This window comes from Alkalispirochaeta alkalica DSM 8900 (assembly GCF_000373545.1).
GTDB lineage: Bacteria > Spirochaetota > Spirochaetia > DSM-27196 > Alkalispirochaetaceae > Alkalispirochaeta > Alkalispirochaeta alkalica.
The window spans coordinates 1-12210 of the sequence record NZ_KB891704.1; the positions used below are offsets into that span (position 1 = coordinate 1).

At 60.1% G+C, this 12210-nt stretch carries 6 protein-coding genes, 2 tRNA genes and 1 rRNA gene; 2 read left to right on the plus strand and 7 right to left on the minus strand.

Annotation, left to right across the window (positions count from 1 at the left end):
• Both B071_RS0107325 and B071_RS0107330 read right to left on the minus strand, forming a co-directional pair.
• Nucleotides 1–156, minus strand: a 16S ribosomal RNA gene (locus B071_RS0107325); the annotation flags it as partial.
• Between the two features lie 362 nt (nt 157–518).
• Nucleotides 519–959: a hypothetical protein gene (locus B071_RS0107330; RefSeq protein ID WP_018526456.1), complete on the minus strand. Its 441-nt coding sequence runs from the start codon at nt 957–959 to the stop codon at nt 519–521.
• A 137-nt stretch (nt 960–1096) separates the two neighbouring features.
• Between B071_RS0107330 and B071_RS0107335 the strand changes: the two genes are divergently transcribed.
• Nucleotides 1097–1729 (plus strand): adenylate kinase, encoded by a 633-nt coding sequence (locus B071_RS0107335; protein WP_018526457.1) that lies wholly within the window; start codon nt 1097–1099, stop codon nt 1727–1729.
• Nucleotides 1730–1777: 48 nt separating this feature from the next.
• On the opposite strand, the gene B071_RS0107340 is transcribed toward B071_RS0107335, so the two are convergent.
• Complete coding sequence (locus tag B071_RS0107340; protein WP_215730284.1) at nt 1778–2755, minus strand: tetratricopeptide repeat protein; 978 nt, start codon at nt 2753–2755, stop codon at nt 1778–1780.
• Between the two features lie 35 nt (nt 2756–2790).
• Complete coding sequence (locus B071_RS0107345) at nt 2791–3864, minus strand: uracil phosphoribosyltransferase (RefSeq protein ID WP_018526459.1); 1074 nt, start codon at nt 3862–3864, stop codon at nt 2791–2793.
• 937 nt (nt 3865–4801) lie between these two features.
• Here B071_RS0107345 and B071_RS0107355 point away from each other — a divergent pair.
• Nucleotides 4802–6181, plus strand: a complete 1380-nt coding sequence (locus tag B071_RS0107355) for an arginine deiminase (RefSeq protein WP_018526461.1) — start codon at nt 4802–4804, stop codon at nt 6179–6181.
• Here B071_RS0107355 and B071_RS0107360 read toward each other — a convergent pair.
• The 3 genes from B071_RS0107360 to B071_RS0107370 all read right to left on the minus strand — a co-directional run bounded on the left by B071_RS0107360 (nt 6099) and on the right by B071_RS0107370 (nt 11015).
• A complete protein-coding gene (locus tag B071_RS0107360) occupies nt 6099–10487 on the minus strand; it encodes an acyl-CoA dehydratase activase (RefSeq protein WP_018526462.1) in 4389 nt (1462 codons plus the stop codon). The genes B071_RS0107355 and B071_RS0107360 overlap by 83 nt on opposite strands.
• 339 nt (nt 10488–10826) lie before the next feature.
• Nucleotides 10827–10898, minus strand: a tRNA-Glu gene (locus B071_RS0107365).
• A 44-nt stretch (nt 10899–10942) separates the two neighbouring features.
• Nucleotides 10943–11015, minus strand: a tRNA-Lys gene (locus B071_RS0107370).
• Nucleotides 11016–12210 lie beyond the last annotated feature (1195 nt).

Genomic DNA, 12210 nt, shown 5'->3' on the forward strand with positions numbered 1-12210 from the left:
GTTTCCACAGGCTATCCCCAACCTCACGGCAGATCACCTACGTGTTACTCACCCGTTCGCCGGTCTCAAAGCACCGAAGCGCTTCTACCCCTCGACTTGCATGCTTAAAACGCGCCGCCAGCGTTCGTTCTGAGCCAGGATCAAACTCTCCATGATCTATTACAGCTCCGAAGAGCTGCTATCACTTCAAATATCTCGGGTCCCGCTCCAATCCGTACGCGTCCTTCCCTTCTCTATTTCCCTGTAAAAGATCCTGCCACCCACCGCATACACACACCACCCCAGGGTAATCGCTACACGCGCACTATACGCCCGTAACAAAAATCCTCCCCGTTAGATGCTCTCCGTGTCCGGTGAAGTAGCCTCAACCAGTATAGCCCTCAGGCTCAAGGACTGTCAAATATTCCGCAACATCCCAAGGCTCTCACCCCGGATATCACAGCTCCTGACACCCTCCCGGTCGCTCTCAGTCAGTGCACCGCATCACTGCCGTGCGAGCGTGAATCTATCAGCTCTCATCACTCCGCGTCAACTCCTTTCGGATCACTTTCCCGAAATTCCTTCTCTTTTTTCAGATCATCCCTCTGAGACTCCTGCAGGGCTTCCATTGTCGGCAGACCGGACCCTCGGGACGCCTCTGGCCCCTGATCCACAGACTTCTGATCCTTCTCTAGAGCCTCCAGAGCCTCCAGACGCTCGTCGATTGCCCGAATCCGCTGAAGAAGTTCGATGAGCCCCGGCGCATCGCAACGCAGCGTCTTTTTCCCATCGGTGATAAAGCGTTCTGCCACGATGGCACCCAGCTTTTCCTCACTTCGGCGCCGTTCGGCCTGGAGATCGCGGCGCTCTATCTGGCGGAGACCGGAATCGCCCAATTCGCGGGCGCCACGTCGCACCCAGTCAACCCACGTTCGTGTTGACTCCCTGAACTCGTGGTGTACATCGTCCCAGATCTTCATGGTTCAAGAATAATACAAAGAGAGCCACCCGTACAGAAACGTGGCCTGAAATCTTTCGGGGAATCGCCGGAGGAATCATTGACCGCACCCATTCCTTCTTTTACCATGGAGCTTCTATATTACCAAGGAGGACACGCATGAAGATGGTATTTCTGGGCCCCCCCGGCGCCGGCAAGGGAACAATGGCAGTGCGGGTAGCTGAAGACGCAGGGTTGCCCCATATCTCCACGGGAGACATCTTTCGCTATAATATCAAGAACCAGACCGATCTCGGGAAGCGGGTCAAATCGATTCTCGATGGAGGAGACCTGGTGCCCGATGAGCTCACCATTGAGCTGGTCCAGGACCGGTTGCAGCAGGAGGATGCCAAAAAGGGGTTTATCCTGGACGGCTTCCCCCGAACCATTCCCCAGGCAGACGCTCTTGCCTCCATGCAGACCCTGGACTGGGTGATCAACTTCGAACTTTCCGATGAGGAAGTCCTGCGGCGGCTCACCGGGCGGCGCGTGCACCCCGGAAGCGGCCGGACCTACCACATCGTCTCCACCCCCCCCAAGGTAGAGGGAAAAGACGACGTCACGGGGGAACCCCTGGTGCAACGGGAGGACGATAAGGAGGAGGCGATCAAGAACCGGCTTCGCGTGTACCGCGAGCAGACCCAGCCCCTGATCGACTACTATCGCAGCAGGGACATGCTTACCAACCTGGATGCGTCGTCTTCCCCGGCTGCAGTCTACGAGCTTTTGAAGGATCTTCTGGGGATCGGCTGACCCGACCCCTTTAGGTAAACCACAACCGCCGGGCTTTGAAGGCCCCTTTCAGGGCCCGGCGTCCCGACTGGCACCTTCGGCTTCCGATTCCATGTCCGAGCCCCCTTCTTCATCTTGATCACGTTCATCCTGATCGGGCCCGACGCCCTCCTCTTCGGCGCGAGCACGCTCCCGGCGCTCCGCGAAGATTTCCCGCAGAATGTCCTGCTCCTCTTCGGCGAGAACCTCGAGAAGTAGCATCTCTTCTTCCTCATCGGGGAGGCGCCCCTGCAGCGACCGCTCCAGCGCCTGAAGCCCTCTCTCGAAATCATCGGTTCCGGCCAGATAGGCCCAGGCCTCCGCCCAGGCAACATCGGGGTCATTCAAGGCCTGGGAAGGCAGATCATCCAGCAACTCCAGCGCATCGAGAAAAAAGCTCCACTCCACGTAGCGCTGGAAGAGCCGCCCCATATCCCGGGCAGAGCCATCGGCCAGACGCCGATAGCGAGCAAGCTCCTCCAAAGCCTCCTTCTCCTGGCCCGTATGGAAGAGCGCCTCCGCCAGGAGCCATCGGAACTCCCGATCCTCCTCGGCCGCACCAAGATGCTCCGTGAGAACGGCAGCTGCCGCAGCGTAGTCACCTTCCATCACTTCCAGGAGAGCCAGATTGTAGGCGATCCGACTCCGGGAAAGCGATTCTGCCAACAGACCACCGTAGACCTGCCGGGCCCGGGAGATCTCTCCAAGCCGGTACAGGGTGTACCCCTGAACCTCCCTGATCAGGGTGTTATCCGGATCCTGCGCCAGCAGCGCAGTGAGCACATCGAGCGCGTTCCGGTCTTCCCCCCGCTCCAGGTACAGCCGGGCCAGGTTAAACCCTGCTGCAGGGATTGCCTCACTCAGTTCGATCGCCCTGCGATAATAGCGGTAGGAGCGATCATAGTCCTGCAACTCGAAATAGGCGTTCCCCAGATTGAAGTATTCCTCTGCCAGCTCCTGCCGATCTACCAGGGAGACGCACCCCCCGAGCACGGCAAGAAGGAGCATCGGAAATACCACACGGGCGGAGACGGGCCTTCTCATCACACCCGGGGATGATCCAGAACGGTTTTTTCAATCCCCCTGACCTGAGCCCGGTAGAGGTTAGAGATGGTCGCTCCGTAATCCGCGATAAGCTGGATGATGTTCCGGGGAGCTTCGTTGGTGTCCCGTCCGTTCAGGCGATCCCCGGCGTCTCCCAGCCCGGGAAGAATATACGCAGACTCGTTCAGGACTGGATCCATCCAGAGGGTATACACCACGGCGTTGTCGATGGCGCGGGTGATTCGCAGGGCCCCCTTGAGGGCGGAGATAACGTTGAAGAAACGAACCGACTTGGGCTTGATCCCCTGGGCAGAGAGATACTGCACGATCGTAACAAGACTTCCCCCGGTGGCGTTCATGGGATCGGCAAAGATCAGATCCTTTCCGTGAAGGGAGGCCAGCTCAAAATAGGATTTGTTCAAATCGAGGATGTACTCCATGTTGGACTCGAGTTTTGTGTCGTCCCGCCGGATACGAAAGAGGGCGAAGGGCGTTACGTACCCCGTTGAGGTATACTCCTGGATCTCCTTGGACATGATCATCGAGGGAAGCAGCGCTCCCCGGAGCATGACACACATGACGGTGTTTTCCAGGACTTCGTCCACGTCGGGAATCTTGTGGACGGCAAAGTTCTGTACCGGCGCCGTCACGGGGGTCCGCACGATAAGATGGTTTTTCTGGTGGTTGTCGGGCTCGGCGTAGGCCAGATTAAAGAGAAGCTCGTAGGCCCGCTGGATATAATAGACGAACTCGCTCTGCTGGGTTCGGCTGTCGCGCAATTTTGCGATGAGACGCGAGGCCTCACCGTGGACGGCCCGGGGGGTCTGAAAGGAGTAGACCTGGATACCCGGCTCTTTGGCGGTAAACTCCTTCATTCGGTCGCCCATTTCCTGATACAGATCGATCAGATCCTGCTTGGCGCGGCGGGTACGATCCTCGTTGGGAGCGCTGTCGAGGATTTTCATTGTGTCCAGAGCTTTCGCGTACAAATCATCCATGGCCGAGACAACGGCCCGGTCGTGTTCCGTGAGTGTTTCGTCCAGATCGCTGGCCTTTAAAATTACTTGATCCATGGGGCCATTATACGGTACCGGGACGGACAAAAAAAGGGCTTCCCCGTCGAAAGGGGGAAGCCCTGCCAGGGAATGGCGGATGTTTTCTTGTTACTGCAGGGGAGCCCCGAAGACGATCCCCAGGGCGAAGGCTCTGTTGTCGTCCAGGGCATCGGTCATCATGGCGTCAATAACGAGCTTGTAACGGCTCAGGGCCGGATAGGAGGCAAGATCGATCCGTATTCCCGTGTTGAAGGCCCCCCGATCCTGCGCGTTGGGTCCTACAGCGTCCCAGCTGTAGGAAAAGTTGGAAAAGTCGTTGATCCAGTGAACAAAGCCCTGGAATATGTCCGGAAACAGGACCAGGTCAAAACCCATGCCGAAATCGATCGCTTCGCTTCCCGGCCCCCTATCACCAAAACTTTTACCCACCACCACGGTGGTCTCNGCGGGCATATTGAAGAACTGCCCGGGATAGGTGGCAGCCAGGTAGATCTGCTGTACCGTTTCATCTTCACCGTTTACCTGGAGGAGCTGTACATTGCCACCAATGGCCACGGCCGTTCCCTGCGTAGGGAGTTGCAGCTTTCCGCTGATGATCATGTCCTCGTTGTCGCTCCCCCGGTTGGTATCGTAGGCGAAGGCGATCTCGGCCAGCCGGAAGAGGCTCAGGGAAGCCTTGTTAATGTACGCCGTATGGTCATCGTCGAAAATAGTGTGGTGCCCGAGATCAAAGCCGAGGTCGCTGCTATGCTCCCACCCGACCCGACCCGTAGGAATTCCGATCAGCCCCGTAGCACCGTTCAGGCTCATTCCCTTGAGCGATTGCGCTGGCAGAGGCGCGACAGCGAGTACGAACAGAACCCCCGCCAGGATCAGGGCAGTGCCTTTTTTCATGTGTCCTCCTCAGGTGTGTCGGTTCCGGAACAGGGTGCTCCCGAACACAATATCTTGTGAAATGAAAGATACACCGCACCGGGGGGGGAATCAACCGATTCCCGGGGAGGTGGAAAATATTTTTCGGGACGTTCCCGGGGTGATTGCCTCCTTTCCCGGGAGGAACTACAATTCCCGGGCTATGAGACTGGCGATTGAATCGGAAATTTCCCCCCTGTCCTCGGTGGTTCTTCACAGCCCGGGCGCAGAGATCGAGGCGATGACTCCCTCCACGGCGGAGGAGCTGCTCTATAATGATATTATCCCCCTCTCGGTGATGCAGACTCACCACCGCCAGTTCAAGGAGGTGCTCGAACTCTTCTGCGATGTCCACGAGCTGACCGACCTGGCGACCAGGGCGTTGCAGGACGAAACCCTGCGATCACGCCTGTGCAGCGAGATTATCGGCGACGCCACGTCCGGAGCACGCCAGGACGAGGCCTGGGTCTCGCTGGAAGAACTCCTCTGCCTCTCCCCCCGTGAGCTGGTATGCGCCCTGGTGGAGGGGATTCCTCTCCGCAGAGACTCGCTCCAGACCTTCCTCTCGGAGCGACGCTACGCCCACCCACCCCTGCCAAACCTTTACTTCATGCGGGACTCTGCAGCGGTTGTGCGAGAGGGGCTCGTTACGGGAGCCATGGCCTACCCCGTGCGGGCACCGGAGTCACGGCTTGTGGCGGCAGCGGTCGCGGGGACTCTGGAAACAGAGACGCCCCTGCTCTTTGACGGAGGCGATGAGGCCCGGCGCGGGTGCCGACTCGAAGGAGGAGATCTGCTTGTGCTGGGGCCCAATCTGCTGGCCGTGGGAATATCCGAACGGAGCAACGCCGCCGCGATCGATCGCCTGACGGGAGCGATCGCCCGGACCTTTTCCGAACCTCTGACGATAATCGCCGTGCCACTTCCCCAGCAGCGCTTCGCCATTCATCTGGACATGCTCTTCACCATGATCGATCACCGGAGCGCGCTGGTCCACGCGCCCCACATGTTGGGGGACACCCCTCTGCCGGTGGTGGAGATGCACATCGAGCCGGGCCGCCTGCCCGCCTTCACCCGCCACAGCTCGCTGCTCTCGTGCCTGGCGAAGCTGAAGATGGAGATCGAACCGATTCTGTGCGGTGGACGGAACCCGGTGAATCAGGAGCGGGAACAGTGGCTCTCGGGAACCAACGCCTTCGCCGTTGCCCCCGGGCAGATCCTGGTCTACGACTGCAACACGGCCACCCTGGAAGAGCTGGACCGGGCAGGGTTCCGGGTCAGGACAGCCTGCGAGGTGACGGCAGAGGGGACCCTGCCGTCACCGGGTGAACGTCTGGCGATCACGATTCCCGGGGCAGAACTCGCTCGGGGAGGAGGCGGTCCCCGGTGCATGACGCTTCCGCTTCAGCGCAAGCCGGGGTAGCCCTCTCCGGAGAGAAGCCGGACCCGCCAGACGGATCGGCCCCATTGCCCTGCCCCTGGTAACGGGCGACGTTCACGGCAAAGACGTTCAGCCGGTTCAGGGTAGTGGGGGGAAGCTGGTTACCATCGACCTCCACGGAAAGAAGAGGATAATTCCTCACCCTGGCCCAGGGAGAAAAAACCCCCTCGATCACCCGCCCGATAAGACAGGCGAAGGGCGATATATTCACAATTCCCGAGTAGCCGTTTTCCATGGCCGCCGCAGCCGCTCCCGTGGAAACGGCGATCTCCGAGTTCAACTCGGGATTCACAAAATGTGTGGCCGTGCGCTCCATGATCTTCTTCATCGTTCCCGGTCCCGGAGGAACCAGCCGTGACGGCCCCAGTATCCTGAGCACCCGCTGCTCCACACGGTGTTTCCAGGCCCGTTCCAGACCAAGACGCAGGAGCGCCCGGGCCTCCCGGGCAAAGGGCCGCATCACCAGGGGGCGCAGGGAGAGCCGTTTCCGGAGCTCGTAGTCGCGCACAAAATCCAGGTAATGAATCCATTCACTCACGCCCGAGACCTTGGCCATGATTCCCTGGCGCGCCAGGGTTCCTACCAGTTCGTCCACGGCGTAGTCGTCACGCCTCACGTAGATCTCTCCCACCACAAGCGTTCTGGGCACCTGCGAAAGCCCCCTGGCGAGCGGGATCGTCTGGAAGACCCGGGCAGCCTCTTTCAGGGCGGGATAGATTTCGCTGAAATCTCCTTCGGCCTTTTGCACCACCTTGTGCCATTCCTGCCGGTACAGCGCTATCGCCCGGGCGGGGTCTTCAGCACAGGTACGCAGAGCTGTTTCGATATCCTTCATGTAATCCGAGATGACCAGGGACTGCCACATGGCGGCTCCCACATCGGGACCTATCTCGGTATAGGAGTTATCGGCACTCATGGTGAAGATCACCAGGTTGTCGATCCGGAGGTCCCGAAAGAGGTTCTCGTAGAACACGTAATACTGGCCGGTCCGGCACGGACCTGTGGTGATAGGGACAAAGACCAGATAGATCTCGTCCTTGCGGTACTGGTCGGAGGCAAGGAACTGCAGAACGTTTCCCAGGACCAGATGTGCGGGAACGCATTCCTTACCGGAACAGTGGCCCCGGGCGATCATGACGGTGTGGGAGTCGGCTGGAGGAAGGGCCTGGGCGTTAATTCCCCGGGACCGGATCACCGCAGCGAGCAGCTCCGTTCCCAGTTCCCCCATGTTGGAGAGAAGGAGCTTGACCGAGCGGTTGTTCCGCACCGGGATGTCCTGGCCGGTGTTGCTGTTATGGACGACGATATCACCCTTCTCGGGAACCACCAGCCGGAGGCCGTTGTCGTAGCGCTCTTCCGTGAGAGAGTCCCTCCGGGAGGCGTAGCCCTCGACGATATCGAGGAACGCCTCGATGCGCGTGTCGATACCGGCATCGGCGCTGTGGGAATCGAGCTCCAGCACCAGAAAGGGTTTTGTACCCATCTGCCACTTGAGGTAGTGCAGCAGGAAGGAGTCGGGGGCGCAGGAAAAGTTGGAGATGAAGGTGACGTAGATGTTCGGCTCATCCTTAAGGAGCGCCGAGGCTTTCATGTCCTGCTGACCGTAGTACCAGTACATATTGGGAAAGATTTCCTGCTTCTCGAAGGGCAGGATATCGAAGGGAATCACCACGTGACCGCGAGAGGTAAACTTTCGCGGTATTCCCATATTCGCCTCGGAGGTGAAGGCGTTATAGGGGCGTCCCAGCAGCGCGATCACGGGCCGTTCCTCCTGCCGGGCCTCCTGGAGCGCCCGCTCTCCCAGATCCCGGGCAGCCTGCCAGTAGGCCTGCTGTTTCTCCAGAGCCTGCGCGAAGGCCTGATCGATCCGGGCTTCCGGGACCCCCAGGGGCAGAGCGAGTCTGCGAAAAAACTCCCGGGCCTTGCCGGGCCCGTGCTTGAAGCTCACCACCACGTCGAGAAACCGCTCGGGGGGAACATCGGGAAAGGCCTTGCGGATATAATAGGGCAACCCCTGCGTTATGGGACAAAAATTGGCGTGGACCGACTCCTCGCAACTTTCCATATCCCGCACGTGGGGAGTAAAGACGAAATCCACTTCCTGGTCGATCACGTTCTGGACCGCTCCGTGGGCTATCTCGGCGGGGAAACAGTAGGAGCTCTCCACGCGGGCCACGCCGCTGCGCTCAACCCCGTCGGAGAGAACCGTGCGGAACCCCAGGGTGTGAAAAAACCAGCTGTAGAACGGGTAGAGGGAATGAACCGAGAAGGTCCGGGGGATGCCGATGGTGAGCACCTCACCCCCCGGGGCAACCGGAACCACAGGATGCTCCGGCGCGGCGTATTCCTGGAAGAGAAGGCGGTTACGCTCATCCACGTAGTTGAGAGCCTCCCCCGAAGCGGGGCTGGCACCGCTGTTGCTGTACTTGCTGCACCGCCCACCAAAGAAGCGGCGATGGCCATTGACCTCGAGAATGCGGACCGGGCAGAGGTTGTCACAAGCGGAACAGGTGAACTCACCTTTCTCGAAGATCTCCGTGGCGAGGATCTTCTCCAGGGCCCAGTTCCCGCTCTGAAGAAGGCCTTGACGGTTCTTCTCCCGGGCCAGGATCGCCACGCCGTAGCACCCCATGAGCTCGGGGTCCGGCGGAACCAGAATGTCCCTGTTCAGGAGCATGGCAAAGGCGGGAGCCACCGCCTCGTTCCTGGCGACCCCTCCCTGGAGGAAGATCGTACTCCCCACGGTGCGGTTCCCCACAACCCGGTTGAGGTAGTTTGCCACCACCGAGGTGACAATGCCCGCGGTAATGTCCTCCCGGCTTGCCCCCTGGGCGATGGCCTTGCGGATGTCGGAGTTGATAAAGGCGGAACAATGCTCTCCGAACTTCAGGGGCGCCTGGGCGCGGAGCGCGAGCTCACCGATCTGGTGCGCGTAGGGGATATTCAGATCACCGGCAGCGCTTTCTTCGAGAAAGGATCCCGTTCCGGCCGAACAGGCCTCGTTCATGGCGTAGTCGATGGGGACCTTGTTCTGAAGGAGTACGTATTTCGCGTCCTGCCCCCCGATCTCGAAGATCGTGTCTACCTCGTCGCTGAAGCGCGTTGTCCCGCAGGCGTGGGCAATAATCTCGTTATAGACCCCGGGGGTCTCTACAAAGAGCCCCAGGGTCTCCCGCGATGACCCCGTGGTTGCTGCGAGTTCGACCGTCAGGGAGGCCCCTGCCCCGAGCTGATCCTGAATCTGCTTCTGGAGTTCCGAGAGACAGACCTTCAAGGCCCGTACGGGGTCTCCGTGGGTGCGTCCGTAGTGGGACGCTCCTATTTTCCCCGTCTCGGTGTTGACGAGGCAGACCTTCGTGGTGGTCGAGCCACCGTCGATCCCCAGGATGTACCGCCCCCCCGCCTGGAGCGGCTCACGGATCTCTTCGAAATAGGTGACCCGATTTTGGGCAGTGCGNAGCGAGGGGAAGCGCTCGAACCGGATGCGGGACTCCTGNACCATTCGGGTTATGTCATCGGGGACCGTTCCGGCCTCTTCAGCCAGCAGGGCTGCCCCGAAGGCCTCGTAGAATACCGCCTCGGGGGGGACGTCGAAAGTTATTTCCGGGGCGAGCTGCTGCAGCTCCCGCAGGACGTGNCGGTTTGCCGTGATGCCCCCCGTGAGAATGACGCGGCCCGAAGTGATCTTTGCACGGCTCAGGAAATCGGCCACCTTGGTTGCCATGACCTGACTCAGACTGAGGGTGATCTCTTCGCGACTGGCCTGGCGCTTGTTCAGCTTGTGGGTACAATCGCTTTTCATGAAGACCGAGCACCGCGATGAGAGCGAGCAGGTCGNGGTATCATCGGGAATAAGGTTGACCTCGTCCAGCTCCATATGCATGCGCCCCAGCTGTTGCCGGAAAAACTCACCCGTGCCACTGGCGCACTTGTTGCCGGAAAAGTTCCCCCGCACGTGGCCCTTCTCGTCCAGGGTATAGAGGATCAGCTCCTCCCCTCCCATGGAGACGATCGCCAGGGGCGACCCGGAGGCCTGCCCGCTCCGGGCCAGGGCCCGCTCCAGACAAAGGGGCTCGATNGCCGAAGCAGCCTGAACGAGTTCCCGGGCCTCGGTTCCCGTTACGAGGACCCTGGTTCCCGAGGGAACAGGCTGATGAGCCAGCTCCCGTTCGAGCACAGAAATNACCGCGCCCTCGTGGGGTATGACACGCCACCACTCGATNCGGTGGTTTCTCATATGAACAAGTTTTATACTCGATGAGCCCAAGGATATTCCCAGCGTATTCATAGAGACCTCTACTATGTTTAATCTTCTTCGAGGGACTCTACCACGACAGGCGCAGAGAATATAAGCCCCCGACCGATTCTATTATTGGCAGAATTGTACCACGATATCCATAGCCGCCGCAGACGAAAGAGGAACCAGACACAACGGCATCGGCCAGGCCGACGCAAGGGACGCAAGGGACGCAAGGGACGCAAGGGACGCAAGGGACGCAAGGGACGACGCAAGAGAGGGAAGACAGAAGGGACAGGACACCCCGGGCCCGCAGAGGACCTTCATCCCAGGCCGGTGAGCCCTGCCGGGCACACAAAAAAACCCCTCCCGGAGGGAGGGGTCTGAAAGCATCTCCTGCGGGGATCGAACCCGCGTTGCCGGGATGAAAACCCGGTGTCCTAACCACTAGACGAAGGAGACCCGTGCAAGGTCACCAGCACGGAANCCGTGCCCTGACCCTGTTCTGAGCCGCGCTGGGTTCGAACCAGCGACCCACGCCTTAAAAGGGCGTTGCTCTACCAGCTGAGCTAGCGGCCCACGCTCGTAACGAGGCCAAAATCTACCGGGAAGAACCTCTTTTGTCAAGGCTTTTTCCTGCCTTTCCTGGCAGATCATCGGAGAGGCCCGGGCAGGATGGTTCAGCCCTTTCTGCGAAGCCCGCTACAGGCGGAAGGCGAACTCCAGGGCGGCCCCGCTCACCTGCTGGTCCCCGGGGTATCGCCCGAACTCGCGGGCAAAGATCGCAAAGTTCACCGAGAGCAGGGCCAGATCCATCCCGAAACCGGCCGTGGCGTAGCCCTGATTCAGCCCGAAACGGAGCGCCAGAAAATTAAGCATCTCCACCTCCGTTCCAAAATGCAATCGCGTCCACATGGAACGGGCCGTGTCGCTGTCCTGGTCGGTCATCTTGAAGGGGTCCGTCACCTGGGCGTGGATGACGGGATTGATGATCAGCCGGGTCTCACCCAGATTTGGCCGCCAGGCGATGCCGAAGGAAAACTCCATGGGAATCACGTACTTCTCCTCGACGTAGGAGGGGTCATCGCGATCGGAGGTTTTTTCGGGGAGCCCTCCCTCCATAAGGGATTCGGAGATCTCGCGCAGGGAGTTTCGGGAGTAATCCATCTGGGTATTAAAGAGGTTCCGCACCTGGACACCCAGGGTGAGCGACTTGTAGCTGGCCAGGAGTCCCGCATCGAAGGCGACACCCCAACCGTTCAAGGCGGTGATCGAATCCATGAGGTCTTCGTCGTCCTCGGCCCCCTCGACCTCCACGTCGAAGTAGCGCGAGATCAGGTCGGCAGCGGTATCTGAGTCGACCAGGGAAACGATCCGCAGGGTAGGCCGNAGGGCTGCGCCGAGGGAAAGCGAAACGGGGCCTATCTCCAGGGGATAGGCGTAGGCCACGGCGAACATCAGCTGCTGCTGGATCTCNCCCTGAAGCCCCAGGGGAAAGGTCTCTCCGTAGAGGTAGCTGTCCATGGCGATGTTCAGCCCCAGGCCCACCCGGTCACCGATGTAGCCGATGCCCAGGGCAGCGCCCAGGCCAAAGCCGTTGGTGGTGAACTGCTCCTTCAGGTTTTTTATGATCGGGTCGTCGTCATCGTCGCTGTCCAGGGATTCGTCGGCACCCATGGCCCCGATGGTGGGGAGTATCTTTCCCGGTCTCGAGTGTACCCAGAGGGTCATGGAGGGTATGGTGAGACGGGGGCCCTCGGAACGGGCCACCCCG

What these genes read in the sequence shown, in the direction of transcription:
- B071_RS0107335 (WP_018526457.1), top strand. Translation starts at nt 1,097, where the DNA reads ATGAAGATGGTATTTCTGGGCCCCCCCGGCGCCGGCAAGGGAACAATG.
- B071_RS0107330 (WP_018526456.1), bottom strand. Translation starts at nt 959, where the DNA reads ATGAAGATCTGGGACGATGTACACCACGAGTTCAGGGAGTCAACACGA.
- B071_RS0107340 (WP_215730284.1), bottom strand. Translation starts at nt 2,755, where the DNA reads ATGCTCCTTCTTGCCGTGCTCGGGGGGTGCGTCTCCCTGGTAGATCGG.
- B071_RS0107355 (WP_018526461.1), top strand. Translation starts at nt 4,802, where the DNA reads ATGAAAGATACACCGCACCGGGGGGGGAATCAACCGATTCCCGGGGAG.
- B071_RS0107345 (WP_018526459.1), bottom strand. Translation starts at nt 3,864, where the DNA reads ATGGATCAAGTAATTTTAAAGGCCAGCGATCTGGACGAAACACTCACG.